The following is a 25726-nucleotide window of genomic DNA, read 5'->3' as shown; positions in this document are numbered from 1 at the left end:
TCGCCGACCAGACTTCCCGGCACACCGCGACGGAGTCTAGCCGCTAACGCGTCAGCAGCGCCACGCATTCGATGTGGTGGGTCAGCGGGAACGCGTCGAACACCTTGATCTTCTCGACGGTGTAACCGTGCCCCAGGTAGATTCCGATGTCGCGCGCGAAAGATGCTGCCTCGCAACCGATGTGCACGACGCGAGGGACACCGGCCGCGGCCAGCAGATCGATGACCTCGCGCCCGGCGCCCGCCCGCGGCGGATCCAGCACCGCCACGTCGGCGCGTCCTCGTTCGGCGGCCAGCGCGCGCCGCACCGAGTCGGTGACGATCTGCACCTGGGTCAGGTCGGCCAGGGCCGCCCGCGCGGCCCGGGTCGACCCGCGTGAGGTGTCGACGCTGAGCACCCGCCCGGAAGGACCCACGGCGTCGCCGAGCACGGCCGCGAAAACGCCTGCGCCGCCGTACAAATCCCACGCGCGCATCCCGGCGCCCACCTGTGCCCAGTCGGCGATCAGACCGCTGTATACCCCGGCGGCGTCGCGGTGTGCCTGCCAGAAGGCGGTCACCGGCACCTGCCAGGTGCGCCCCGCCACCCGCTGCACCCCCTCGTAGTGTCCCTCGATCACCTTGGTCGCCGTGTGCCTGCCCTGCCGCAGCGTGCGCACGACGTGGCGGGCGCCGTCGTCATCGACGGCCACGTGCAGCTGGGCGGACGGGGGCCACTCGCCCTCGGCGATCCCGTCGAGCATGCCGGCGGGCAGCTGCGCACAGCGCAAGTCGGTCACCAGGTCCTCGCTGTGATAACGGTGAAAGCCCGGCCGGCGATCGGGGCCCACGTCGAGCCGGACGCGGGTGCGCCACCCCGTCGGCGCGGAATCCGCCAGCGGCTCGGCCTCACCGCTCCAGCGATGCCCGCCCAGGCGCTCGAGCTGATTGGCCACCACTTCGGCCTTGAGCGCGCGGGCCACCTCGGGGGCGGCGAACGCCAGGTCGCAGCAGCCGGCGCCGCCCACCCCGGCGATCGGACACAGCGACGCGGTGCGCCCGGCAGCCGGCTCGATCACCTCGACAACCTCTGCGTGCCAATAGGATCCGCGATCCGCGGTGACCCGGACACGCACCCGCTCACCGGGCAGCGCGTACCGGACGAACACCACGCGGCCCTCGTGATGCGCGACGCAGCTGCCGCCGTTGGCCGGGGCACCGGTGGTCAACGTCAGCTCCCCCACCGGGGGCGCCGACGCGCGCGGCGACCGGGTTGATTCGCGGGTCAATCGAAGATTCCCCGACGAGCGTCACCCGGCGCCATGTGCGGCTGCAAGGTCTTGCGCCGTTCCGACGAACTCAGTTGCCACGGAACCGAAGTCACCATGACGCCGGGCATGAACAGCAGCCGCCCTTTAAGCCGAAGGGCGCTCTGGTTGTGCAACACCTGCTCCCACCAGTGGCCCACCACATACTCCGGAATGAACACCGTCACCACGGTGCGCGGTGACTCCTCCCTGGCCCGCTTGACGTAGTCCAAGACGGGACGGGTGACTTCGCGATACGGCGAGGCGATGACCTTGAGCGGGACGCTGATCTCGCTTTCCTCCCACTTGTGCACCAGTTCGCGGGTCTCGGCATCGTCGACGTTGACCGTCACCGCCTCGAGAACGTCGGGTCGGGTGGCCCTGGCGTAGGCCAGAGCACGCAAAGTCGGGAGGTGCAACTTGGACACCAGGACCACGGCGTGATTGCGGCTAGGCAACACCACGTCGTCCTGGGCGGCGGCCTGCTCGGCCAATTCGCGGTTCACGGTGTTGTAGTGCCGGTGAATCATTTTCATGATGCCGAACAGCAGGCTCATCGCGAACAGGGCGATCCACGCGCCGGCGGCGAACTTGGTCACCAGCACCACCAACAGCACCGCGCAGGTGGACAGCAGCCCGACCGTGTTGACCACCCGCGAGCGCATCATCTTGCGCCGGGCCCGCGGATCGGTCTCGGTGCGCAGCAACCGGCTCCAGTGCCGGACCATGCCGATCTGACTCAACGTGAACGAAATGAACACCCCGACGATGTAGAGCTGGATCAACGCGGTGACCTCACCGCGGAACGCGATGATCGCCAGCAGCGCCGCCCCGGACAAGAACAGGATGCCGTTGGAGAACGCCAATCGGTCTCCGCGGGTGTGCAATTGGCGCGGCAGGTAGCTGTGCTGCGCCAGGATCGAGCCGAGCACCGGGAACCCGTTGAACGCGGTGTTGGCCGCCAGCACCAGGATGAGCGCGGTCACCGTGGCGATGAGCAGAAACCCGATGTGAAAGCTCCCGAAGACCGTCTGCGCCAGCTGGGTGACCAGAGTCTTCTGGTAGTAGCCCTTCGGCGCGCCACCCAGTTGCGTCGCGGGGTCCTCGACGAGCTGAACCCCGATCTTCTGGGCCAGCACGATGATGCCCATCAACAACGTCACCGCGATGCCACCGAGCATCAACAGGGTGGTCGCCGCGTTGCGCGACTTGGGTTTCTGAAACGCCGGCACCCCGTTGCTGATCGCCTCGACCCCGGTCAGCGCCGCACACCCCGAGGAGAACGACCGCGCCACCAAGAACGCCAAGGCGAAACCGACGACCTGGCCGTGCTCGGCGTGCATCTGGAATCCGGCGGACTCGGCCCGCAGCGGATTACCCAACACGAAGATCCGGAACAGCCCCCAGCCGATCATCACCAGGACGCCGATGATGAACGCGTACGTCGGCACCGCGAAGGCCACCCCGGACTCGCGCACCCCCCGCAGGTTCAGCGCCATCACCAGCAGGATCGAGGCCACACAGAAGAACACCTTGTGCTCGGCCACGATCGGGATCGCCGAGCCGATGTTCGCCATCGCCGAGGCCGTCGAGACCGCAACGGTGAGAACGTAATCCACCATCAGCGCGCTGGCGACCACCAGGCCGGCGGTGTCGCCGAGATTCGTGGTGACCACCTCGTAGTCGCCGCCGCCGGACGGGTAGGCGTGGACGTTCTGGCGGTAGCTGGCCACCACCACCAGCATCACCGCGGCCACCGCAAGCCCGATCCACGGTGTCAGCGCGTACGCCGTGAGCCCCGCCACCGAGAGCATCAGGAAGACCTCCTCGGGGGCATAAGCCACCGAGGACAGTGCGTCGGAGGCGAACACCGGCAAGGCGATCCGCTTGGGCAACAGGGTGTGACTCAACCGGTCGCTGCGAAACGGCCGACCGATAAGCAACCGACGAGTGGCGGTTGAAAGTTTGGACACGAGAGCCAAGAGTAAGCCCAGACGGGTTTGGCGGTAGCGTTCGTAGGAGAATGTTCGCCGACCGAAACGGCTGGCCGACGTGGGTTGCCGGTGACGCGGCCGAGAGGACTCAGAAGTTGCGAGTAGTGGTGATGGGCTGCGGCCGGGTCGGTTCATCGGTCGCCGACGGGTTATCCCGCATCGGCCACGACGTCGCGGTCATCGACCGGGACAGCACCGCCTTCAACCGGCTCAGCCCGGAATACGCCGGCGAGCGGGTGCTGGGCCAGGGATTCGACCGGGACGTGCTGCTGAGGGCCCGCATCGACGAAGCCGACGCGTTCGCCGCGGTGTCGTCCGGCGACAACTCCAACATCATCTCGGCGCGACTGGCGCGGGAGACCTTCGGCGTGAAGCGAGTCGTGGCCCGCATCTACGACGCCAAGCGCGCCGAGGTCTACGAACGACTGGGCATTCCCACCATCGCGACCGTGCCCTGGACCACCGACCGCCTGCTCAACGCGTTGCTGCGCGAAACGGAGACGGCCAAGTGGCGCGATCCGACCGGCACCGTCGCCGTGTCCGAGGTCGTCTTGCACGAGGACTGGATCGGGCACCGGGTCACCGACCTCGAGCAGGCCACCGGCGCCCGGGTCGCGTTCCTGATCCGGTTCGGCGCCGGGGTGTTGCCGGAGCCCAAGTCGGTGATCCAGGCCGGCGACCAGGTTTATGTCGCCGCGATCTCCGGGCGCGCCGCCGAGGCCGTGGCCATCGCCGCGCTACCGCCCAGTGAAGATCTGTGATGACTTCGAGCGAACACCTTGTTGAGGAGCGGCGCCGATGAAAGTAGCTGTCGCCGGCGCAGGCGCGGTCGGGCGCTCGGTCACTCGGGAACTCATCGCCAACGGCCACGATGTGACGCTCATCGAACGCAACCCCGATCACGTCGACGTCGACGCCATCCCGGCCGCGCACTGGCGGCTGGGCGACGCGTGCGAACTGAGCCTGCTGGAGTCGGTGCAGATGCAGGAGTTCGACGTGGTGGTGGCCGCGACGGGTGATGACAAGGTCAACGTCGTGCTGAGCCTGCTGGCCAAAACCGAGTTCGCGGTCCCGAGGGTGGTGGCCCGGGTCAACGACCCCCGCAACGAGTGGCTGTTCACCGACGCCTGGGGGGTCGACGTTGCGGTATCGACGCCGCGGATGCTGGCGTCGCTCATCGAGGAGGCCGTCGCGGTCGGAGATCTGGTGCGGCTGATGGAATTCCGCAAGGGCCAGGCGAACCTCGTCGAGATCACCCTGCCCGACGACACGCCGTGGGGCGGCAAGCCGGTGCGCAAGCTGCAACTGCCGCGCGACACCTCCTTGGTGACGATCCTGCGTGGTCCGCGGGTGATCGTGCCCGAGGAGGACGAGCCGCTGGAGGGCGGCGACGAGCTGCTGTTCGTCGCCGTCGCCGAGGCGGAAGAGGAGCTGCAGAAGCTGCTGCTGGGCAGCCACAGCCCGGGCGGCAACTGATCAGTCGCTGACGGCGCCGCGCTCCATTTCGACCGCGGGAGCATCGGCTGCGGCGATGGCCCGCTGCGCCGACTTGATCGCCGCGTACGTGGCCAGCGCGGCCAGCGCGGTCAGCGGCCAGCCCATCCCGATCCGCGCCGCCGCCAGCCAACCGGTCCGGTCGGCGTCATACAGCAGCCCCTGCACCACGAACCGCGCGGTGAACACCAGCACCCAACCCACCGTCGCGACGTCGAAGGCGTAGACGGCCCGCGGCACCTCGCGCCAGCGGTCGCCCCGCCCGGTGGCCCAGCTCCACGCGTAACCCACCAGGGGCCGGCGGACGAGCACCGATGCCGCGAAAACCACCGCCCACACCAGCGACATCCAGATGCCCAGCAAAAAGTAGCCCTTGGACTCGCCCAACACGTAGGCGATCAGCGCGCACAGCGCGACCCCGAAGAAGCCCGAGAAGGCCGGCTGTGGGGAGTCGCGGCGAATGAGCCGCCACACCAGGATCAGCGCGGCCACACCCAGCGCGGCCACGATCGCGGGAACCAGTCCCCACACGCTCGAGGCGATGACGAAGACCACCACCGGAAGCGACGAATAGATGACACCGCTGACCCCGCCTGCCTGGGCCAGCAGGCGTTCGGGGCTGATGCGGCTGGTGCTCATTCGTTCGGACGTGCCCGACCCCGGCGGGGTTGCCCCCGGATCTTCGGGATCAGTCACCGCTGAATTTCGTAGTGCGGGTTGTAGATCGCCTTGTTACCGTTCTCCAGCTTGCCGAGGCGTCCACGCACCCGCAAGGTGCGGCCCGAGTCAATGCCGGGGATGCGGCGCTGGCCCAGCCACACCAGCGTGACGGTGTCGCTGCCGTCGAACAATTCCGCGCGTACGCCGCCGGAGCAGGCCCTGCCGTTGCACTCGACGCTGCGCAGCGTGCCCACCATCGTGACCTCTTGGCCCCGCTGGCAATCAATCGCGCGCTGCGCGCCGGTGCTTGCGACCTCGTCGGACAGTTCCTCCGAATCGAGTTGCTCCGGATCCTCCGTCAACCGACGGGTGAGCCGGCGCAGATACCCTTGGGCCCCCATGGCCACTCCTGACAAATGCTGATAAGCCTCGATGCTTCCATTTATGCCAACGGACACCGTAGACCTCTTGGTTCCCCAGCGCCAACCGACTCAAACCTCGTGTTGGAGGGCACATGAACGGCGGGGCACTATCTAGAGATGGTGGCCGATCTGCGCGGTGTCACGACGGTGTTGTTGCCCGGAACCGGCTCCGACGACGACTACGTTCACCGCGCGTTTTCCCGGCCCTTAGCGGAGGTCGGGGCGGTGCTGGTGACCCCGGCGCCGCGGCCCGACCGGTTGATCGAGGGCTATCTGGCGGCGTTGGACGGCGCGGCGCACGGGCGGGCGATCGCGGTGGGCGGGGTCTCGATCGGCGCCGCGGTGGCGGCCGCCTGGGCGTTGGCCCACCCCGACCGGACGGTCGCGGTGCTGGCCGCACTGCCGGCCTGGGCGGGCGCGCCCGGCGCGGCGCCCGCGGCCCTTGCGGCGCGGTATTCGGCGTCACAGTTGCGCGCCGCCGGGTTGGCGGCCACCACGACCCAGATGCGGGCGTCCAGCCCGCCGTGGCTGGCCGACGAGCTCACCCGGTCGTGGGGAGCCCAATGGCCACACCTGCCCGACGCCATGGAGGAAGCGGCCGCCTATGTCGCGCCGAGCTGCGACGAACTGGCCGGGCTGGCCGCGCCGCTGGGGGTGGCGTCGGCGGTCGACGATCCGATCCACCCGTTGCAGGCCGGGATCGACTGGGTCGCCGCGGCGCCGCGCGCGGCGTTGCGGACGGTGACGCTCGACCAGATCGGGGCCGATCCCGCCGCCCTGGGCGCGGCCTGCCTGCGCGCGCTGGCCGAACTGTAGCCGCTACCCGCCGGTGGTCGTGCGCAACTGCTGCATGGCCGACCCGTCGACGCTGCGGCGCGCGGCCGGCTCGTTGGGCGGTGCCTGCTGCCCCTCGGCCTGCTGCGCCGCTGCCTGCTGCGCGGCGGCTTCGCGCAGCTGCTGAGCCATGGGCTCGGGCAGCTGCACGGTCAGCGGCGTGCGCACCGGAAGCGGGGTGTCGCCGCGCCGAACCACGGTGTCCGCCAAGGCCGCTCGCGCCTCCTGCTCCAAGGCTTCCATCGTCTCGTGCGGACCGTTGATGACGCAGCGGATCATCCAGCGATAGCCGTCGACGCCGATGAAACGCACGACGCCGGCGGCGGTGCCCACCACCTCGCGGCCCCAGGGGCCGTCCTTGATGCTCACCTGGGCCGAGTCGTTGCGCAGCGATTCGGCGAGCTCGCTCGCCACTTCACGCCACAGGCCGCCCGTCTTGGGCGCGGCATAGGCGGCGATGGTGAACCGACCGTTGGGCGTGACGACCCAGACCGCGCTCGGCACACCGGTTTCGGTCAGCTCGACCTGCAGCTGCCCGGCCTCCGGCATCGGAATCAGCACCGAGCCCAAGTCGAGGCGGGCCAGCTCCGCGACCGCCGGGTCGTCGAAGTCCTCGATGTCGAACGGTCCCTCGAGCTCCTCGGGGGCCGGCTCGTCGGCGTCAGGGGCCGCCACCTTGTCCGCCGCCGGGATGTCGGCGCTCGAGGCGTCGTCGTCTTTGGGTGTGCGCCTACCGAATGCAGCCATCAGCGCCGCTCCTTTCCCCCGCAAGTTTCCCCCGCAAGCAGGAGGTACCCCCTCATCGCTTTTGCTCTGCATGGTCGCCGGCACATCACAAACTCGCATGTCCGCCGGAGGAACCGTGACCGCCATCGCCACGGGATGTTTCGGCCAGCCCGGCCTCGTCGAACGACGCCACCTCGACCAACTCCACCAATTCGACTCGCTGCACCAGCAACTGGGCGATGCGATCGCCGCGGTGCACCACGATCGGCTCGGTCGGATCCAGGTTGATCAGCGCGACCTTGATCTCGCCGCGATAGCCCGCGTCGATGGTGCCCGGGCTGTTGACGATTGAAAGTCCCACTCGCGCAGCCAATCCCGACCGTGGGTGCACCAAGCCGACCATGCCGAACGGGATGGCGACCGCGACCCCCGTTCGCACCAGGGCGCGGCGCCCCGGCTCGAGTCTGACGTCTTCGGCGCTGTAGAGATCGATCCCGGCGTCGCCTTCGTGGGCGCGGCCGGGCAGCGGAAGCTCGGGGTCAAGGCGGACGATGGCCAGACTGGTCGACACGGGGGCACAGATTACCCTTGACTGCGTGTCCGATACGCGCGTCGCGCCGCACAACGTGCGGTATCGCGAACGATTGTGGGTTCCGTGGTGGTGGTGGCCACCGGCCTTCGCGCTCGCGGGCATCATCGCTTTCGAATTCAACATGGGCGTCACCCGCCAGTCGGCCTGGTGGCCGTACGCGACGCTGTTCGCGGTGGCGGCCGCGGCGCTGGTGTGGCTGGGCCGCATCGAGATCCGGGTGACCGCCGACCCGACCGCGCCCGGCGAAGTGCAGCTGTGGGCCGGCCAGGCGCACCTGCCGGTCACAGTGATCGCCCGATCCGCGCCGATAGCGCCGTCGGCCAAGTCCGCGGCGCTGGGCCGCCAGCTCGACCCGGCCGCGTACGTCCTGCACAGGGCATGGGTGGGCCCGATGGTCCTGGTCGTACTCGACGACCCGGACGATCCGACACCGTACTGGCTGGTGAGCTGCCGTCACCCCGAGCGGGTGCTGTCGGCCCTGACACGGTAAGTGCAGCTATCAGGCCGCGCAGTCGGTACAGATCATCACGCCGTTCTTCTCGCTGGCCAGCCGACTGCGGTGTTGCACCAAAAAGCAGCTCGAGCAGGTGAACTCGTCAGCTTGCTTCGGAATCACGCGCACCGACAGTTCTTCCCCGGACAAGTCGGCACCCGGCAGTTCAAAGTTCTCAGCGGATTCAGATTCGTCGACGTCGACGACGGCCGAAGCCGCCTCGTTCCGTCGCGCTTTGAGCTCCTCCAGCGAATCCTCCGAAACGTCGTCGGTTTCGGTGCGCCGTGGAGCGTCGTAGTCGGTAGGCATATCTCTTCCCCTGCCCTATTGCCTCTTTATGCCCGCGATGTCCAAGCATCGCTTTGTACCAGCGTCGAACGCATCCACCAAATGATTCGTGCCCGTATCGCGGTCCCTTAAGGTGTGATTTACATCACAACGCCATTTTTACCCTTGCGCTTGCCTTTGAACAGTGGGTTTAGCGTGCCGCTAGAGTGCATTTGTGGTCACGCAAATCACCGAGGGTACAGCGTTTGACAAGCACGGTCGGCCTTTTCGGCGCCGTAACCCCCGGCCCGCCATCATCGTGGCGATACTGCTCGCGGTGGCCACCGGCGTCATCTGGACGATCGCGCTGACACGGCCCGCCAAGGTGCACGAGGCCGCGGTGTGCAATCCCCCGCCGCAGTCGGCCGGTTCGGCGCCGGCCCAGCTCGGCGAGCAGGTGTCGCGCAGCGCGATGATGGACGTCACGCCCGCCAAGCTGGCGGACACCAAGGTCCGCGTCCTCAACGCAAGCGGCCGGGGCGGCCAGGCCGGTGACGTCGCGGGCGCCATGAAAGACCTCGGCTTCGCCCAACCGACCGCCGCCAACGACCCCCTCTATGCGGGGACCCGGCTGACCTGTCAGGGCCAAATCCGTTTTGGCACCGCCGGACAGGCCACCGCGGCCGCCGTGTGGCTGGTCGCGCCGTGCACCGAACTGTTCAACGACAACCGCGCCGACGACTCCGTCGACCTGTCCCTGGGCACCGACTTCAGCGCGCTGGCGCACAACGACGACATCGACGCCGTGCTCGCCACCCTGCGTCCCGGCGCCACCGAACCCTCAGATCCCACGCTGCTGGCCAAGATTCACGCCAGCAGCTGCTGAGGCGGGCGGTCAATCCACAATCGGATCCAGGCCGTTGAAGCGCTCCAGGACGGCCAGCAGTTCGTCGGCGATTCCGGGCGCGGCGGCCAGCGCCAGGCCGGCCCCGGTTACGCCGGGCGCGGGCAACACCACCCGGGCCCCCGCCTCCGCGGCGATCAGCGCACCCGCGGCGCGATCCCACACCTGCAGACCGTGTTCGTAGAAGGCGTCGAGCCGGCCCGAGGCGACCATGCACAGATCCAGTGCGGCCGAGCCGATCCGACGAACGTCGCGGACCACCGGCAGCATGCGCGCCAACAGCGCCGCCTGTGCCGCGCGGCGCTGCCGCGAATAGCCGAAACCGGTGCCCAGCAACGCCATCGACAGATCGTCGACGGCGGCGCTCTGCAGCGGCTGCGTCCCTTCGGCGCCGGTGACATGCGCGCCGAGTCCCAGCGCCGCCGAGTACACCTGGTTCCCGACGACGTCGGCGACCGCCCCGGCCACCGACTCGCCGTCGACCTGCGCGCCGACCGACACGGCGTAGGCGGGGATGCCGTAGACGAAATTCACTGTGCCGTCGATGGGGTCGAGCACCCAGGTGACCGTTCCCGGGGGCGCGGCCGCCGAATCCCCGGCATCGTCGGGACCGCCGCCCTCCTCGCCGAGAATGGGGTCCCCAGGCCGTAATTCGGCCAGCCGGTCGCGCAGCAGCCGTTCCGTCTCCGTGTCGACGACGGTCACCGGATCGGTCGGGGTGCTCTTCGCGCGCACCGCGCCACTGTCAGGGGTGCGCAAGCCGCCCGACTCGGCGCCGAAAACCTCTGTCCGCCGACGCCTCACGAATGCGGCGGCATCCGCGGCCAAGCTTTCGGCGACCGAGCGCAGACCTACGAGCTCGTCATCGGAAGGAATCACCGGTCTATCGGATCACAGTCGCCGGGGCCGCGCAGACGCCACGGGCCACACCGCCGCGGCGCTAAGGTGAGCGGACAGCCCAGTGACGCCGAGGAGATTCGATGACCAGCACCGACTCGACCACGGACACGCCCGGCATCGCGGCCGGCGACGGCAGGCCGCAGCGCCGCGGATTCGGCATCGACGTCGGCGGCAGCGGCATCAAGGGCGGGATCGTCGACATGGACACCGGGCAACTGATCGGCGAGCGGGTGAAGCTGCTGACCCCGCAGCCCGCGACGCCCTCGGCGGTCGCCAAGACCATCGCCGAGGTGGTCAACGCGTTCGGGTGGACCGGCCCGCTGGGGGTGACCTATCCCGGGGTCGTCACGCACGGCGTCGTGCAGACGGCGGCCAATGTGGACAAGGCGTGGATCGGCAGCAACGCGCGCGACATCATCAGCGCCGAACTGGACGGTCAGGACGTCGTCGTGCTCAATGACGCGGACGCGGCCGGGCTGGCCGAGGAGCACTACGGGGCGGGCAAAGGTCAGTCGGGACTGGTGGTGCTGCTGACCTTCGGCACGGGGATCGGTTCGGCGGTGATTCACAACGGGACGCTGATTCCCAACACCGAGTTCGGCCATCTCGAGGTCGGCGGCAAGGAGGCCGAACAGCGGGCGGCGTCTTCGGTGAAGGAAAAGAACGGCTGGTCCTACGAAAGGTGGGCCAAGCAGGTGACCCGGGTGCTGACAAGCATCGAGAACGCGGTATGGCCGGACCTGTTCATCGCGGGCGGCGGCATCAGCCGCAAGGCCGACAAATGGGTGCCGCTGCTGACCAACCGCACCCCGGTGGTTGCCGCGGCCCTGCTCAACACCGCCGGGATCGTCGGCGCGGCGATGGCCGCCACCTCGGACGTGACCCACTGATTTCGCCCGGCAGAGCCGTAGGACCGCACACTGTCGTTACAATGGTCCTCGGCGAACGCCCAACCGACAGCGTGCGACTACTCACGCTGATAACAACGCCGACATCGACATAGCAGACACTTTCGGTTAACCATGCCCACTACCCACCGAGAGTGAGCCCAAACGAAGGGGTGTAAGTGGCAGCGACGAAAGCAAGCCCGGCAACGGATGGGCCGGTGAAACGCACCGCCACAAAGTCTCCGTCCTCCCCCGCCAAGCGACCGGCGGCCAAGGCTGCCAACGGCTCGGCACCTGCGAGGCGGGCCGCCAAGACAGCATCGCCGTCCACCAAGTCCGAGGCCGACGGGGCCGCCGAGCCCAAGAAGACGCGCGCCGCGGCCAAGAGCGCCGGGTCCAAGGCGACGTCCGCGCGCGGAGCCAAAGCGGCCAAGGCCGGGCAGGCGGAGCCCGACGCCCTCGATTCCGACGCTGCCGTCGAGGATCTCGACAACGAACCCGACCTCGAGGATGAGCCGGCCGAAGACCTCGACATCGACGCCGACCTCGCCCTCGAGGACCTCGAGGACGTGGTGGCATCCGACGGCGAAGACGCCGTGGAAGGCGACACCGACGAGGCCGAAGGCGAGGAAGAGGCCGTAGTCAAGCCCGCCAAGGCCGGCGACGCCGCGGCGGAAGAGGACGAGGAGATTGCCGAGCCGTCCGAAAGGGACAAGGCCTCCGGCGATTTCGTGTGGGACGAAGACGAGTCCGAGGCATTGCGGCAGGCCCGCAAGGACGCCGAGTTGACGGCCTCCGCCGACTCCGTTCGCGCCTACCTCAAGCAGATCGGCAAGGTCGCGCTGCTCAACGCCGAAGAAGAGGTTGAGCTGGCCAAGCGGATCGAGGCGGGACTGTATGCCACGCAGCTGATGACCGAGCTGGCCGAGCGCGGCGACAAACTTCCCGCCGCCCAGCGTCGCGACATGGTGTGGATCTGCCGCGACGGCGACCGCGCGAAGAACCATCTGCTGGAAGCCAACCTGCGTCTGGTGGTGTCGCTGGCCAAGCGTTACACGGGCCGCGGCATGGCGTTTTTGGACCTCATCCAGGAGGGCAACCTGGGTCTGATCCGCGCGGTCGAGAAGTTCGACTACACCAAGGGTTACAAGTTCTCGACGTATGCGACGTGGTGGATTCGTCAGGCCATCACCCGTGCCATGGCCGACCAGGCCCGCACCATTCGTATCCCGGTGCACATGGTCGAGGTCATCAACAAGCTGGGCCGTATCCAGCGCGAGCTGCTGCAGGACCTGGGCCGCGAGCCCACGCCCGAGGAGCTGGCCAAGGAGATGGACATCACGCCCGAAAAGGTGCTAGAGATCCAGCAATACGCCCGCGAGCCGATCTCGCTGGACCAGACCATCGGCGACGAGGGCGACAGCCAGCTCGGTGACTTCATCGAGGACAGCGAGGCCGTGGTGGCCGTGGACGCGGTGTCGTTCACGCTGTTGCAGGACCAGCTGCAGTCGGTCCTCGAGACGCTCTCGGAGCGCGAGGCGGGCGTAGTACGGCTCCGGTTCGGGCTCACCGACGGCCAGCCCCGCACGTTGGACGAGATCGGGCAGGTTTACGGCGTGACCCGCGAGCGCATCCGTCAGATCGAGTCCAAGACGATGTCGAAGCTGCGCCACCCCAGCCGTTCGCAGGTGCTGCGCGACTACCTCGACTAGCCGTTCGTCTCGGAACGGTTGGCGCGCAAGTCATCTCGATGCCCGCGTAAGCCGGTGGGCCAAACGCGCGCTGCCGCCCGGGAATTCGGCTGCGGCGACGCGCTCGTCGTCGTACCGTGAGGCGCATGCCCGCCAACCGCACCGTGGTCTCGTCCGAATCCGCCTTCGAGTCGGCGGTCGGTTATTCGCGCGCGGTGCGGGTGGGCCCGCATGTGGCGGTGGCCGGAACGGCCGGCGCCGGTCCCGCCGGCGATATCGCCGCTCAAACCCGAGAAGCTCTGCGCCGCATCGAGATTGCGTTGGGTCAAGCGGGCGCGGCCCTCACCGACGTGGTTCGCACCCGCATCTACGTCACCGACATCTCGCGCTGGCGTGAGGTTGCAGCGGTGCACGAGCGGGTCTTCGGTGCCATCCGGCCCGCGGCCACCATGGTCGAGGTCTCGGCATTGATCGCGCCCGAGTTACTGGTGGAAATCGAAGCCGACGCCTACGTCGACGCCGGCGCGAAGGTGCCGTCCTCGGCCGGCGGGTAGGGAGTGACCCGGACCACGGCGGCCACCGGCAGCGGGCCGTACAGGTGCGGGAACAACATCGACTCGGGATCGGTTGGTACACCCGGCTCCCACCGCACCGGCGCGGCCAGGCGCGCTGGGTCGATGTGCAACAGGATCAGGTCGTCGCGACCGCGGTAGAGCCGGTTGGCCGGCAGGTGCACCTGCTCGGGTGTCGACAGATGGATGAACTCACCGCCGCCGGCGTCTCGCGGCGAGATTCCGCCCAGCCGGCGGGCTCGTGCCCACTGCTCGGTTCCGCACAAGTGCACCAGGACGTCCGGGGCGAAGGTCACATTCGACACCCTAGAGATCGCTTAAACCAAACCTGACCAGCCCGTGAGAAACGACACACCCGATAACGATCGGGGAACAAGGCGAAAACGCCATACGTCTGAGACAGTGAATGTAGAAGAACGGAGAAGCCATGAATGCAACTCTGACGAGTCCAGAACTGACCCGGGCCGACCGCTGCGATCGCTGCGGTGCTGCGGCCCGTGTACGCGCCAAGCTGCCTTCCGGACTGGAGCTTCTCTTCTGCCAGCACCACGCCAACGAGCACGAGGCGAAGCTGACCGAGCTGGACGCCGTGCTGGAGTTCAGCGAAAGCTAGCCCGCGGACGAACTCGCCCATCCCAATGTGGGCGGTGCGAGCGATCTTCGGTAATGCTGGACGGGTATGAGCGAGCAGGTCGCAAAACCGTCGCGCCACCATATTTGGCGAATCACCCTGAGGACTCTCTCCAAGAGTTGGGACGACTCGATTTTCTCGGAGTCGGCTCAGGCTGGTTTTTGGTCGGCGCTGTCACTGCCGCCGCTGCTGCTTGGGCTGCTGGGCACGCTGGCCTACGTCGCGCCGCTGTTCGGACCCGACATGCTGCCCAGCATCCTGCGCCAGCTGATTTCGACGGCGCACAGCGTGTTCTCCCCCAGCGTGGTCAACGAGATCATCGAACCGACCGTGCGCGACATCGCCAGCAACGCCCGCGGCGAGGTGGTGTCGCTGGGCTTCATCATCTCGCTGTGGGCGGGGTCGTCGGCCATCTCCGCGTTCGTCGACTCGGTGGTGGAGGCGCACGACCAGACACCGTTGCGCCACCCGGTGCGCCAGCGCCTGTTCGCGCTGTTCCTCTACGTGGTCGGGCTGGTGTTCGTGGTGGCGACGGCGCCGCTGCTGGTTTTGGGGCCGCGCAAGGTGGGTGAGCACATTCCGGTCAGCCTGGCCAACCTGCTGCGCTACGGCTACTACCCGGCCTTGATCCTCGTGTTGATGGTCGGGGTCGCGGTCCTGTATCGCGTGTCGTTGCCGCAGCCGCTGCCGACGCATCGGCTGATCCTCGGCGCGGCACTGGCCACCGCGGTGTTCGTGATCGCCACCCTGGGCCTGCGGATCTACCTGCAGTGGATCACCAGTACGGGGTATACCTACGGCGCGCTCGCCACGCCGATCGCTTTCCTGCTGTTCTCGTTCTTCGGGGGCTTCGCGATCATGATCGGCGCCGAACTCAACGCCGCCATCCAGGAGGAATTCCCCGCGCCCAGGACGCACGCGCACCGGCTGCGCAGGTGGCTGCTGTCGCGCTCGCCCGCGCTGGCGAAGGCGGCGGACACGTTGTCGAATCCGGTGACCACGAACCCCGCTACGCAGCAACGCGAGGTCGCGCCGGCGGAGCCGCCCGGCTAGGTCAGTCCTTCTTCATCCGGTCGTAGATCTGCTTGCAGTCGGGGCAGACCGGTGAGCCCGGCTTTGCCGCTTTGGTGACGGGAAACACCTCCCCGCACAACGCCACGACGTGATTGCCCAGCACCGCGCTCTCGGCGATCTTGTCCTTCTTGACGTAATGGAAGTACTTCGGGGTGTCGCTGCCGGTCCCGTCGTCGACGCGTTCGTCGGTCTCGGTGCGTTCGATCGTTTGGGTCTGCATACCTGACATTGTGCACTGCCGGGGGGCCCCAGAAACCGCCCGAGCCGGAATCGGCCAGTTGTGGGACAGTGGAGAAATGAAGCACGGCTCCGATCCGGGGTTCGACGGCCGGTTCGATGACTTTGACGGCAACAAGGGCCGCCCAGTGCTCATCACCGCCGCCGCGACCTCCTACGAGGAGCAGCATCGCGCGCGTGTCCGTAAATACTTGACCTTGATGGCATTCCGCATTCCGGCGCTCATCCTGGCCGCGGTCGCCTACGGCGCGTGGCACAACGGGCTGATCTCCCTGGCGATCGTGGCGGCCTCCATCCCGTTGCCCTGGATGGCCGTGCTGATCGCCAACGATCGACCGCCGCGCAGTGCCGAGGAGCCGCGCCGGTTCGACGACGCCCGGCATCACATCCCCCTGTTCCCCCGCGCCGAACGTCGCGCGCTGGAGGCTCCGCGACGACCGCAATCGGACTGGCCACCGGGCGCCCGCGGCGGAATGGATCCCGACTAGCCGTCGTTCCCCGCAGGGTGCCGCGGGTGCGGACTTCTCAGGACATTCTCAGGTCTGCGGCACATCTCTGCACGTCAAGACGTGTGAGATGGCGAATCGCTGGGAACTCTCAAAGCTGATCTGTCGTTGAACTCGATGACAGAACGAAGCCGAACGGGAGGTCGCTATGGCGAACGCCAGCACGAGCAGATTTGACGGCGATCTGGATGCTCAAAGCCCCGCAGCGGATCTAGTGCGCGTATATCTGAACGGAATCGGAAAGACAGCGCTGCTGAATGCGGCCGGCGAGGTCGAGCTCGCCAAGCGCATCGAGGCCGGGCTTTATGCCGAACACCTGCTCGCAACGCGTAAGCGCCTCGGGGAGAACCGTAAACGCGATCTAGAGGCCGTGGTGCGCGATGGCCAGGCGGCGCGTCGACACCTGCTGGAAGCCAACCTGCGTCTGGTGGTGTCGCTGGCCAAGCGGTACACGGGTCGCGGCATGCCATTGCTGGACCTGATCCAGGAGGGCAATCTCGGGCTGATCCGAGCGATGGAAAAGTTCGATTACACAAAGGGATTTAAGTTCTCGACCTACGCGACGTGGTGGATTCGTCAGGCCATCACCCGCGGCATGGCCGACCAGAGCCGCACCATCCGGCTGCCGGTTCATCTGGTGGAGCAGGTCAACAAGCTGGCGCGGATCAAGCGCGAGATGCACCAGAACCTGGGACGCGAGGCCACCGACGAGGAACTGGCCGCCGAATCCGGCATCCCGGTGGAAAAGATCAATGACCTGCTCGAGCACAGCCGTGACCCGGTAAGCCTCGACATGCCGGTCGGATCCGAGGAGGAAGCCCCGCTGGGCGACTTCATCGAGGACGCCGAGGCGATGTCGGCGGAGAACGCGGTGATCGCCGAGCTGCTGCACACCGACATCCGCAGCGTGCTGGCCACCCTGGACGAGCGTGAGCACCAGGTGATCCGGTTGCGTTTCGGCCTGGACGACGGCCAGCCGCGCACCCTGGACCAGATCGGCAAGCTGTTCGGCCTGTCCCGCGAGCGGGTCCGCCAGATCGAGCGGGACGTAATGTCCAAACTCCGCAACGGGGAACGCGCCGACAGGTTACGGTCGTACGCGAGCTAACACCTCACTCAAGCTAGGTAGCAGACGGTATGCCCGCCGCGTCCGCGGCGGGCATACTGCTTGCCAGGGAGGCGTTACAACCATTCGCACAGCTGGGCAAGTAGACTCAGCGTCGACGGAGGGTGCTGAATGAACGACCTGGTTGACACCACCGAGATGTACCTGCGGACCATCTACGACCTCGAAGAAGAGGGCGTTACGCCGCTGCGTGCCCGAATCGCCGAACGCCTGGATCAAAGCGGGCCGACTGTCAGCCAAACCGTGTCGCGCATGGAGCGGGACGGTTTACTTCACGTGGCCGGCGACCGCCACCTCGAGCTCACCGACAAGGGCCGGGCGCTGGCCGTTGCCGTCATGCGCAAGCACCGCCTCGCCGAACGATTGCTCGTCGACGTCATCGGGCTGCCCTGGGAAGAGGTGCACGCCGAGGCATGCCGCTGGGAGCACGTAATGAGCGAGGACGTCGAGCGGCGGTTGGTGAAGGTGCTCAACAACCCGACCACCTCGCCCTTCGGCAACCCGATCCCCGGGCTCCTGGACCTGGGTGTGGGCCCCGAGTCCTGGTCCGAGGACGACCCCCTGGTCAGGTTGACCGAGTTACCCGCCGGCGCGCCGGTGGCGGTCGTGGTGCGGCAGTTGACCGAACACGTCCAGGGCGACATCGACCTCATCTCGCGCCTGAAGGACGCCGGCGTCGTCCCCAACGCGCGCGTCACCGTTGAGACCAGTTCCGCCGGGGTGACCATCGTCATTCCGGGCCACGAGAACGTCACCCTGCCGCACGAGATGGCGCATGCGGTCAAGGTCGAGAAGGTCTGACCCGCGCCTCACGCCCCGCGCGGCGGTGCCTCGTGATTACTGCTATCCCACCCTGCGGCCGAACGGCCGACGCGGTGGTAGCCGCACGCCGAATTGCTTGGCCAGCCGGTAACCGGTCAGCGCCAGGTCCCTGATGTCGTCCGGCCGCAAACCGGATTGCAAAGCGGTGTCCAGCATGCCCGCCATCCGATGGTCGGGGTCACAACGCAGCGCCTCGGCCAGCGCCACCCCGGCGAGCGGGCCGTCGCCGCGGGCGTAGGCGCTGAACGCGGTCAGGACCAGCGCCTCGACCCGCCAGGGCGGGGGCAACGTGCGCGCCAGCAGCGCCCACAGCGACTCGGCCTCGCCGGCACTCTCCCCCACCGCCAGGGCATACAGGATGTCGCGCACCTGGGCGTCGCGCAGCGCACAGCCCAGCGCCGCCACCTCGGCGTCCGACAGCGATTCCCCGCCCGCGACCCGCGAAGCGGCGGCCATCGCCGCCTGCACGTCGCGGCGGATGCAGCGCACCGGGTGCGCGCGGTGCGCCGCGCGGCGCCGGGCGGCCTGCTTGCTGACCACACCGGCCAGCGCAGCGCAGCGCGCCGGATCGTCGGGCGCGATGACCGCCTGCAGGTCGGCGCGACGCGCATAGAGCCGTCTGCCGTCCAGTACCGCCGCGGCCGCCAGCGGCGAGGCCGCGGGATCTTCGACGACGCCGCTCGACCCGCACCCCTCGGCGCAATGCCAGCGCCCGCCGAGCGCCACCTGGTCCACCACGTGGGCGGCGTAGAGCTCAATGTCGTGCTCTGACAAGGCTTCTGCGAGCGCCATGGAGAGCCGGCGGTATTCCTCGTTGCAGCTCGGGCAGTAAGCCCCGTCCGCGTCGACGATGACCGCGATCACGGCCTCGGGGGCAGCCGCGGCGGCGACCTCCGCCAAGTGCCCCACCCGGTCGACGATGCCCTCGGAGAGGTCGACGCGCATCACCGACCCGAGTTCGCCGTCGCCCAAAGACACTAATATCAATGAATTTTCGGGAACAAAGCCGAGAACGGCCGGCAGCGCCGCGATGAGTGCGCCGGGGCGGGACAGTTCGAAGTCTGCTCGATGCGTCGTCATGGGCACCACGTTGACGGCGGCCACCGTCAAGCGGTGCGCAGGTACATGGAGCGGAGGAGGGACCTGTGGATGAACCCAGCACTGTGCGTTGTGCTGCCTTACTGTTTAAGCCATGAGTTCGGCGCAAGAGTACGACATGGTGGTCATCGGGTCCGGGCCCGGCGGGCAGAAGGCCGCCATCGCGTCGGCCAAGCTCGGAAAGTCGGTCGCCGTCGTCGAACGCGGCCAGATGCTTGGCGGCGTGTGTGTGCAGACCGGCACCATCCCGTCAAAGACGTTGCGCGAGGCGGTCCTCTACCTCACCGGGATGAGCCAGCGCGAACTCTACGGCGCCAGCTACCGCGTGAAGGAGAAGATCACCCCGGCCGATCTGCTGGCCCGCACCCAGCACGTGATCGGCAAGGAAGTCGACGTGGTGCGCAACCAGCTGATGCGCAATCGGATCGACCTGCTGACCGGCCACGGGCGTTTCATCGACCCGCACACCATCGAGGTGGAGGACCCGTCGCGGCGCGAAAAGATAACCATCACCGGTAAATACGTCGTCATCGCCACCGGCACCCGACCGGCGCGCCCCTCCGGCGTCGAGTTCGACGAACACCGGGTGCTCGACTCCGACGGGATCCTCGACCTCAAGTCGCTGCCCACCTCGATGGTGGTGGTCGGCGCCGGCGTCATCGGCATCGAGTACGCCTCGATGTTCGCCGCGCTGGGCACCAAGGTCACCGTGGTGGAAAAGCGCAACGACATGCTCGACTTCTGCGACCCCGAAGTCGTCGAGGCGCTCAAGTTTCACCTGCGCGACCTGGCGGTGACGTTCCGGTTCGGCGAGGAGGTGACCGCCGTCGACGTCGGCTCCGCGGGCACCGTCACCACCCTGGCCAGCGGCAAGCAGATTCCCGCCGAGACGGTGATGTACTCGGCCGGGCGACAGGGCCAGACCGATCACCTCGATCTGCACAATGCCGAGCTGGAGGCCGATAACCGCGGACGCATCTTTGTCGACGACAACTTCCAGACCAAGGTGCCCCACATCTACGCCGTCGGCGACGTCATCGGCTTCCCCGCCCTGGCCGCCACCTCGATGGAGCAGGGCCGGTTGGCCGCCTACCACGCGTTCGGCGAAGCGAGCGACGGCATCACCGATCTGCAACCGATCGGCATCTACTCCATCCCCGAGGTCTCCTACGTCGGCGCCACCGAGGTGGAGCTGACCAAGAACTCGGTTCCCTACGAGGTCGGGGTGGCCAGGTACCGCGAGCTGGCCCGGGGGCAGATCGCCGGCGACTCCTACGGGATGCTCAAACTGCTGGTGTCCACCCAGGACCTCAAGGTGCTCGGCGTGCACATCTTCGGTACCAGTGCCACCGAGATGGTGCACATCGGGCAGGCCGTGATGGGCTGCGGCGGGACGGTCGAGTATCTGGTGGACGCGGTCTTCAACTACCCCACGTTCTCCGAGGCCTACAAGGTGGCGGCGCTCGACGTGATGAATAAGATCCGGGCGCTCAATCAGTTCCGCCAGTAATTTGATGGTGGCGACCCGCTGCGCCCGGCTCCGCCGCCCTGGCGATCGCCACTAATCCGATGGTGGCGACCCGCTGCGCCCGGCTCCGCCGCCCTGGCGATCGCCACTGATATGGAAGGCATTTTGTCAAGTGGGCAGGGTGAAGCGGCGGCCGCGACCGTCGTCGGGCCGGCCGCTTCGTTGACCAGGTGAGTGTCGGGTGTCGAGCGTGTCGTGCGACGCGTGTCAGTCTCCGAGCATCACGAGCATCAGTTTTAACCCGGTCTCCAGCCGGACGGATCAACTTCGAGGGCGCCGCCACCACAATCGATCCCCGCTGCCAGCAAGAACCGAGCCAACCAAAATCCCGTCGGTCCCGCCTCATAGGTCACCGCCACCGGAGCTGGCAACGAGCGAACCCACTGCAGGATTTCACCCCGATCGGGGGATAACCGGCGCTCGAACACCTCCCCGGTATCCCCATCCAACCCGCACGCCACCACCGATCGTGCGTGCACATCCAACCCGACACTCGTACGCTGAACCTTCACTGGGGCCTCCCACATCCGTGGCTCTACAGCCAGGACCCAATTCCTGACCGCAACCCACGTTCACATGTGAGTGAGGCCCCAGCCCCCCATACCGTCTAACAGGCGTCTTGTACCTCGCCCGGGACCGGATCGCCGGGACCGCCGGCCTCGGCGCGGGCCAGTAGCTCCGCGGTGTGCGCGTCGAACGGCGCCGAATACGACACGTTCGGGGCGCAGCCACCCCGCTCCAGGCCGCCGATCACCCCGATCAGCGTCGTACCGCTGACCCAGGGCGCGCCGCTGGTGCCGTCCACCAGCCCCTCGCAGGCCAGCGCCGGAAACCCGCTGTCGGTGACCGATGTGCTGGCCTGACACGCGATGGGCGAGCCTCCCACGCCGGCCGGATACCCCAGCACGGTGATACGGCTGCCCGGCGGAGGCGTCACACCCAGCGTCAGCGCCAGGCCGACCCGCGACTCGACGGAAGCGCCGGCGTCGTTGCTGACCCGCGCGATCGCATAGTCGGCGTGCGGGTCTTTACTGGCGGTCCAGCGCGGATCGAGGTAGACCGCGTCGGCCTTCCACACATCGACGGGACCGGGTGCGGCATCGCCGGCGAAACCGGGAACGAATGTGATCAGCGACGCTCCGGCCAGGCAGTGCGCGGCGGTCATGATCAAGTTGCCGCCCGTCGAATGCACCACGGAACCGGTGCACACGTGCAGCGGGCCGCCGTCGATGAAGATCGCCCCGATGCGCCGATCCGGCTCGACCGGACCGGCGACGGCCTTCTGTTCGGGCTGGCTGAGCCGTTGTACGGGGCCGCCGATGCGCGGGGCGGACACCGGCGCACCCGAAACATGCTCGACGGGCCGGTGACACGACATCAGCGATGTCGCCACCCCCACCACCGAGCACAGCACCAGAATCCGAATGCGCATCGCCTTCATCATGCCTGACCAGGAAGCGGCAAGCCGACTCCCGCACATTGCGGTGCGCCACGGGGTTGCTGTCGCGCCCGCAAGTGACCCCCCGCGCGTTCGGATCGGATTACGTCTGGCAATTATTGCGTTTCAGCTATAAGCGTGACGCAAAGTTCGCTGATCGATGCGGGTGCCGGCTGATTCGGGGGACACTTGGTAGGGCACCCTGTAAGGACCCCCGAGAGGAGGCGATCGCAGATGGCTCACCACCAAGACCCAGCTGACCGGTACCAGCCGGGGCAGGCCGGTATGTACGAGCTCGAGCTGCCGGCGCCGCAGCTGTCGACGTCCGACGGCCGCGGTCCGGTGCTGGTGCACGCCCTGGAGGGCTTTTCCGACGCCGGCCACGCCATCAAGCTGGCCTCCGCGCATCTGAAGGCGGTGCTCGACACCGAGTTGGTCGCGTCTTTCGCGATCGACGAGTTGCTGGACTACCGCTCCCGGCGGCCGCTGATGACGTTCAAGACCGATCACTTCACACACTACGAAGACCCCGAGCTGAATTTGTACGCGATGCGCGACACGGTCGGCACCCCGTTCCTGTTGCTGGCCGGCATGGAGCCGGACCTGAAGTGGGAGCGCTTCATCACCGCGGTGCGGCTGCTGGCCGAGCGCCTCGGCGTGCGCCAGACCATCGGCCTGGGCACCGTCCCGATGGCGGTTCCGCACACCCGGCCCACCACCATGACGGCCCACTCGAACAATCCGGAGCTGATCGCCAACTTTCAGCCGTGGATCGCAGAAATCCAGGTCCCCGGCAGCGCGTCGAACCTGCTCGAATACCGGATGGGCCAGCACGGTCATGAGGTCGTCGGCTACACGGTGCACGTCCCGCACTACCTCACCCAGACCGATTACCCGGCCGCCGCGCAGGCGCTGCTCGAGCAGGTCGCCAAGACCGCGTCGCTGGAGCTGCCGCTGACCGCGTTGACCGAGGCGGCCGAGGTGATTCGGGCCAAGATCGACGAACAGGTCGAGGCGAGCGCGGAGGTCGCTCAAGTGGTGGCCGCGCTGGAGCGCCAGTACGATGTCTTCATCGACGCTCAGGAGAACAGGTCGTTACTAGCTCGCGACGAGGATCTGCCTAGCGGCGATGAACTAGGCGCAGAGTTCGAGCGATTTCTGGCCCAGCAGGCGGAGAAGAAGTTCGACGACGACGACCATGCCTGACCCGCGCAGCACTAGCCCCTAGCCAGACCGGCTCAGCCCGGCCCGACACCAAGGTTGGCGATATGACCGAGCGGAAGCGCAATCCCACGCTCCGCCCGGTGCGTCAAGTGACCGCACCCAGACTCGAGTTCCGCACCATCCACGGTTACAAGCGGGCCTACCGCATCGCCGGTTCCGGACCGGCGCTCCTGCTGATCCACGGGATCGGTGACAACTCCACGACCTGGAATACGGTGCAGGCCAAGCTCGCCCAGCGTTTCACGGTGATCGCTCCGGACCTGCTGGGACATGGGCGATCGGACAAGCCGCGCGCCGATTACTCGATTGCGGCCTACGCGAACGGGATGCGCGATCTGCTCAGCGTGCTCGACATCGAGCGGGTGACGATCGTCGGTCATTCACTGGGCGGCGGCGTGGCCATGCAATTCGCCTACCAGTTCCCGCATTTGGTGGATCGGCTGATCCTGGTGGGCGCCGGCGGGGTGACCAAGGACGTCAACTTCGTCCTGCGGTGGGCGTCGCTGCCGCTGGGCAGCGAGGCGATCGCCGTGCTGCGGCTGCCGCTGGTGCTGCCGGCGGTCCAACTCATGGGACGCGTCCTGGGCATGGCGCTGGGCAGCAGCGGCCTCGCCCGCGATCTGCCCAACGTGCTACGCATCCTCGATGACCTGCCCGAACCGACCGCGTCCGCGGCGTTCAGCCGGACGCTGCGAGCGGTGGTGGACTGGCGCGGGCAGATCGTCACCATGCTCGACCGATGTTATTTGACCGAAGCCATTCCAGTGCAAATCATCTGGGGCACAAAGGATGTGGTGGTCCCGGTCCGGCACGCGTGGATGGCGCACGCCGCGATGCCCGGCTCACGTCTGGAGATATTCGAAGGCTCCGGCCACTTCCCCTTCCACGACGACCCGGCCCGTTTCATCGACGTCGTCGAGCGCTTCATCGATTCCACCGATCCCGCCGAATACGATCAGGCCAATCTGCGCAGCCTGCTGCGCAGCGGCGGCGGCGAGCGGGCTGTCTCGGGTCCCGCTCCCACTCGGGTCGCCGTCCTGAACGCGATGGGGTCCGACGAACGCAGTGCCACCTGACCCTCTTCATCGATGCGGACGCCTGCGGCGTCGTACAGTCGGGCAATGGGGATCGACGTGACGGTATTGCGGGTGTTCACCGATTCGGACGGCCATTTCGGTAATCCGCTGGGCGTGGTGGACGCCCGCCGGGTCCGCCCCGCCGACCGGCAGCGGCTGGCGACCCAATTGGGCTACAGCGAGACGGTATTCGTGGACCTCCCGGCCGCCGGCTCCTCAACCGCCCACGCCACCATCTACACGCCGCGCACCGAACTGCCGTTCGCCGGCCACCCGACCGTCGGCGCGACGTGGTGGCTGCGCGAGAACGGTTCGCCCATCAACACGCTGCGGGTACCGGCGGGCATCGTGCAGGTGGGCTACGACGAACACCGCGCCCGCATCAACGCCCGCGCCGAGTGGGCGCCCGACTTCGCCCTGCACGAACTCGCCTCGGCCGACGAGGTTCTCGCCGCCGACCCGGCGGACTTTCCCGACGACACCGCCCATTACCTGTGGGCCTGGACCGACCCGGTGACCGGGTCGCTGCGGGTGCGGATGTTCGCTGCCAACCTCGGTGTGATCGAGGACGAGGCCACCGGCTCGGCCGCGATGCGCATCACCGATTACCTGAGCCAGGACCTCCGGATCACCCAGGGCGGGGGCTCCGTCATCGACACGACGTGGAGCGCCGAGGGCTGGGTCGGGGTGGCCGGGCGGGTCGTCAATGACGGTGTGCGGCACCTGGACTGACGGCCCGGTCCGTCGCGGGTGGTCTAGCTTTGCCGGTGCAGCACCGCGGCGAGGTGATCCTGCAGTGGTTGCCCGACCGCGCCCATCTGCACGGTGTAGGACAGCTCGTCGCCGTCGATGCGGAAGGAACGGCCAAGCGCCGTCACCTCTTTGGCGCTGGGGGTCAACCCGACGGCGGTGGTGGCCATCTGCATTTCGATGAGGTCACCGGTGACCGTGTAGGTGCCGACTTCGATTTCGGTGATGCCGCTGGGATGCGCCAGCACCAGCTCGACATGACCCGGTTGGGGCACCCGGAGATACCCGGTTTCGGCGTGCAGCGGGTTGCCGTCGGCCACCGCCTTGGTCTTCTGCCCGTAGGCCAGAAAGGGTTTACCGACGTGGGCGAACACGACTTCCTCGAGGTAGTCGAACGGCGCGATCGTTGGGTACTTTCCCGCGCCCTGGCCGGACCAGGTCCCCAGGAGCGGGGCCAGCGCCGCAAGGTCGGGATGCAAGTCAGGGGGCATGAAA

General features: G+C 67.8%; 30 protein-coding genes and 1 pseudogene. 17 read left to right on the top strand and 14 right to left on the bottom strand.

The features are described from left to right. Positions 1-43: 43 nt before the first annotated feature. Positions 44-1222, bottom strand: coding sequence for a class I SAM-dependent RNA methyltransferase (locus BST14_RS07025; protein ID WP_083063869.1), 1179 nt, complete (start codon positions 1220-1222; stop codon positions 44-46). A gap of 41 nt (positions 1223-1263) precedes the next feature. Beyond that, complete coding sequence (locus tag BST14_RS07020) at positions 1264-3258, bottom strand: APC family permease (RefSeq protein ID WP_083063868.1); 1995 nt, start codon at positions 3256-3258, stop codon at positions 1264-1266. A 116-nt stretch (positions 3259-3374) separates the two neighbouring features. On the opposite strand from BST14_RS07020, the gene BST14_RS07015 reads away from it, so the two are divergent. Together BST14_RS07015 and BST14_RS07010 are read left to right on the top strand one after the other, a co-directional pair. Further along, on the top strand, positions 3375-4040 hold the full coding sequence (locus BST14_RS07015; protein ID WP_142279296.1) for a potassium channel family protein: 666 nt from the start codon (positions 3375-3377) through the stop codon (positions 4038-4040). A gap of 37 nt (positions 4041-4077) precedes the next feature. After that, entirely contained in the window at positions 4078-4755 is a 678-nt protein-coding gene (locus BST14_RS07010; protein ID WP_083063867.1) for a potassium channel family protein, read from the top strand. Here the strand turns inward: BST14_RS07010 and BST14_RS07005 are convergent, their stop codons facing one another. Together BST14_RS07005 and BST14_RS07000 are read right to left on the bottom strand one after the other, a co-directional pair. Beyond that, the gene (locus tag BST14_RS07005) at positions 4756-5412 is read right to left on the bottom strand and encodes a DUF3159 domain-containing protein (RefSeq protein ID WP_083063866.1); all 657 of its coding nucleotides are present in this window, start codon (positions 5410-5412) and stop codon (positions 4756-4758) included. It lies immediately after the preceding gene. 53 nt (positions 5413-5465) lie between these two features. Continuing rightward, positions 5466-5834: an OB-fold nucleic acid binding domain-containing protein gene (locus BST14_RS07000; RefSeq protein WP_066860686.1), complete on the bottom strand. Its 369-nt coding sequence runs from the start codon at positions 5832-5834 to the stop codon at positions 5466-5468. A 138-nt stretch (positions 5835-5972) separates the two neighbouring features. On the opposite strand from BST14_RS07000, the gene BST14_RS06995 reads away from it, so the two are divergent. Then, entirely contained in the window at positions 5973-6671 is a 699-nt protein-coding gene (locus BST14_RS06995; RefSeq protein WP_083063865.1) for a hypothetical protein, read from the top strand. A gap of 3 nt (positions 6672-6674) precedes the next feature. Here the strand turns inward: BST14_RS06995 and BST14_RS06990 are convergent, their stop codons facing one another. Continuing rightward, complete coding sequence (locus BST14_RS06990; protein WP_083063864.1) at positions 6675-7436, bottom strand: DUF3710 domain-containing protein; 762 nt, start codon at positions 7434-7436, stop codon at positions 6675-6677. A gap of 85 nt (positions 7437-7521) precedes the next feature. Next, the gene (gene dut, locus BST14_RS06985; protein ID WP_083063863.1) at positions 7522-7986 is read right to left on the bottom strand and encodes a dUTP diphosphatase; all 465 of its coding nucleotides are present in this window, start codon (positions 7984-7986) and stop codon (positions 7522-7524) included. A gap of 25 nt (positions 7987-8011) precedes the next feature. Between dut and BST14_RS06980 the strand changes: the two genes are divergently transcribed. Beyond that, entirely contained in the window at positions 8012-8497 is a 486-nt protein-coding gene (locus BST14_RS06980) for a DUF3093 domain-containing protein (RefSeq protein WP_083063862.1), read from the top strand. Between the two features lie 9 nt (positions 8498-8506). Here the strand turns inward: BST14_RS06980 and BST14_RS06975 are convergent, their stop codons facing one another. Continuing rightward, positions 8507-8809, bottom strand: coding sequence for a DUF4193 domain-containing protein (locus BST14_RS06975; protein ID WP_036468275.1), 303 nt, complete (start codon positions 8807-8809; stop codon positions 8507-8509). A gap of 193 nt (positions 8810-9002) precedes the next feature. Between BST14_RS06975 and cei the strand changes: the two genes are divergently transcribed. Next, positions 9003-9653 (top strand): envelope integrity protein Cei, encoded by a 651-nt coding sequence (gene cei, locus BST14_RS06970; RefSeq protein ID WP_083063861.1) that lies wholly within the window; start codon positions 9003-9005, stop codon positions 9651-9653. A 9-nt stretch (positions 9654-9662) separates the two neighbouring features. On the opposite strand, the gene BST14_RS06965 is transcribed toward cei, so the two are convergent. Next, positions 9663-10550, bottom strand: a complete 888-nt coding sequence (locus tag BST14_RS06965) for an inositol monophosphatase family protein (protein WP_083063860.1) — start codon at positions 10548-10550, stop codon at positions 9663-9665. Positions 10551-10651: 101 nt separating this feature from the next. Between BST14_RS06965 and ppgK the strand changes: the two genes are divergently transcribed. From ppgK to BST14_RS06950, 3 genes are all read left to right on the top strand, one after another. Then, positions 10652-11461: a polyphosphate--glucose phosphotransferase gene (gene ppgK, locus BST14_RS06960; RefSeq protein WP_083063859.1), complete on the top strand. Its 810-nt coding sequence runs from the start codon at positions 10652-10654 to the stop codon at positions 11459-11461. A 176-nt stretch (positions 11462-11637) separates the two neighbouring features. After that, positions 11638-13170 carry an RNA polymerase sigma factor gene (locus BST14_RS06955; RefSeq protein ID WP_083063858.1) on the top strand — a complete coding sequence of 511 codons (1533 nt, stop codon included), beginning with the start codon at positions 11638-11640 and terminating at the stop codon, positions 13168-13170. Between the two features lie 125 nt (positions 13171-13295). Next, positions 13296-13703: a Rid family hydrolase gene (locus tag BST14_RS06950; protein WP_083063857.1), complete on the top strand. Its 408-nt coding sequence runs from the start codon at positions 13296-13298 to the stop codon at positions 13701-13703. On the opposite strand, the gene BST14_RS06945 is transcribed toward BST14_RS06950, so the two are convergent. Continuing rightward, positions 13658-14017 (bottom strand): DUF952 domain-containing protein, encoded by a 360-nt coding sequence (locus BST14_RS06945; RefSeq protein WP_438502135.1) that lies wholly within the window; start codon positions 14015-14017, stop codon positions 13658-13660. The genes BST14_RS06950 and BST14_RS06945 overlap by 46 nt on opposite strands. 131 nt (positions 14018-14148) lie before the next feature. Here BST14_RS06945 and BST14_RS06940 point away from each other — a divergent pair, with 131 nt between their 5' ends. Both BST14_RS06940 and BST14_RS06935 read left to right on the top strand, forming a co-directional pair. Next, on the top strand, positions 14149-14334 hold the full coding sequence (locus BST14_RS06940) for a DUF7455 domain-containing protein (protein ID WP_007774888.1): 186 nt from the start codon (positions 14149-14151) through the stop codon (positions 14332-14334). 66 nt (positions 14335-14400) lie between these two features. Further along, entirely contained in the window at positions 14401-15405 is a 1005-nt protein-coding gene (locus tag BST14_RS06935) for a YihY/virulence factor BrkB family protein (RefSeq protein WP_083063855.1), read from the top strand. Position 15406: 1 nt separating this feature from the next. Here the strand turns inward: BST14_RS06935 and BST14_RS06930 are convergent, their stop codons facing one another. After that, the gene (locus tag BST14_RS06930) at positions 15407-15646 is read right to left on the bottom strand and encodes a DUF3039 domain-containing protein (RefSeq protein ID WP_083063854.1); all 240 of its coding nucleotides are present in this window, start codon (positions 15644-15646) and stop codon (positions 15407-15409) included. Positions 15647-15704: 58 nt separating this feature from the next. Between BST14_RS06930 and BST14_RS06925 the strand changes: the two genes are divergently transcribed. The 3 genes from BST14_RS06925 (at position 15705) to BST14_RS06915 (ending at position 18096) form a co-directional block, all read left to right on the top strand. Continuing rightward, positions 15705-16151 (top strand): DUF3099 domain-containing protein, encoded by a 447-nt coding sequence (locus tag BST14_RS06925; RefSeq protein WP_142279292.1) that lies wholly within the window; start codon positions 15705-15707, stop codon positions 16149-16151. Between the two features lie 166 nt (positions 16152-16317). Then, on the top strand, positions 16318-17277 hold the full coding sequence (gene sigB, locus BST14_RS06920; RefSeq protein ID WP_007774892.1) for a sigma-70 family RNA polymerase sigma factor SigB: 960 nt from the start codon (positions 16318-16320) through the stop codon (positions 17275-17277). 129 nt (positions 17278-17406) lie between these two features. After that, positions 17407-18096, top strand: coding sequence for an iron-dependent transcriptional repressor DtxR (locus BST14_RS06915; protein ID WP_083063847.1), 690 nt, complete (start codon positions 17407-17409; stop codon positions 18094-18096). Between the two features lie 42 nt (positions 18097-18138). On the opposite strand, the gene BST14_RS06910 is transcribed toward BST14_RS06915, so the two are convergent. Beyond that, entirely contained in the window at positions 18139-19197 is a 1059-nt protein-coding gene (locus BST14_RS06910) for a DUF4192 domain-containing protein (protein ID WP_083063898.1), read from the bottom strand. A 112-nt stretch (positions 19198-19309) separates the two neighbouring features. Here BST14_RS06910 and sthA point away from each other — a divergent pair, with 112 nt between their 5' ends. Then, positions 19310-20725, top strand: coding sequence for a Si-specific NAD(P)(+) transhydrogenase (gene sthA / locus BST14_RS06905; protein ID WP_083063845.1), 1416 nt, complete (start codon positions 19310-19312; stop codon positions 20723-20725). Positions 20726-20942: 217 nt separating this feature from the next. Here the strand turns inward: sthA and BST14_RS30780 are convergent. Both BST14_RS30780 and BST14_RS06895 read right to left on the bottom strand, forming a co-directional pair. Further along, a pseudogene (locus tag BST14_RS30780) lies at positions 20943-21255 on the bottom strand (IS110 family transposase); the annotation flags it as partial. 95 nt (positions 21256-21350) lie between these two features. Continuing rightward, complete coding sequence (locus BST14_RS06895) at positions 21351-22187, bottom strand: trypsin-like serine peptidase (protein WP_083063843.1); 837 nt, start codon at positions 22185-22187, stop codon at positions 21351-21353. 228 nt (positions 22188-22415) lie between these two features. On the opposite strand from BST14_RS06895, the gene BST14_RS06890 reads away from it, so the two are divergent. The 3 genes from BST14_RS06890 to BST14_RS06880 all read left to right on the top strand — a co-directional run bounded on the left by BST14_RS06890 (position 22416) and on the right by BST14_RS06880 (position 25213). Further along, positions 22416-23387, top strand: coding sequence for a proteasome assembly chaperone family protein (locus BST14_RS06890; RefSeq protein WP_083063841.1), 972 nt, complete (start codon positions 22416-22418; stop codon positions 23385-23387). Positions 23388-23449: 62 nt separating this feature from the next. Next, positions 23450-24481, top strand: a complete 1032-nt coding sequence (locus tag BST14_RS06885; protein WP_083063840.1) for an alpha/beta fold hydrolase — start codon at positions 23450-23452, stop codon at positions 24479-24481. A 45-nt stretch (positions 24482-24526) separates the two neighbouring features. Next, positions 24527-25213 carry a PhzF family phenazine biosynthesis protein gene (locus BST14_RS06880; protein WP_083063838.1) on the top strand — a complete coding sequence of 229 codons (687 nt, stop codon included), beginning with the start codon at positions 24527-24529 and terminating at the stop codon, positions 25211-25213. Between the two features lie 23 nt (positions 25214-25236). Here the strand turns inward: BST14_RS06880 and BST14_RS06875 are convergent, their stop codons facing one another. After that, positions 25237-25722 (bottom strand): peroxynitrite isomerase, encoded by a 486-nt coding sequence (locus BST14_RS06875; protein WP_083063832.1) that lies wholly within the window; start codon positions 25720-25722, stop codon positions 25237-25239. Positions 25723-25726: the final 4 nt, after the last annotated feature.

The organism is Mycobacterium arosiense ATCC BAA-1401 = DSM 45069, assembly GCF_002086125.1.
Classification (GTDB): Bacteria; Actinomycetota; Actinomycetes; order Mycobacteriales; family Mycobacteriaceae; genus Mycobacterium; species Mycobacterium arosiense.
The sequence above is the reverse complement of the archived record's forward strand: the minus strand, read 5'-3'. Positions and strand labels throughout refer to the sequence as shown.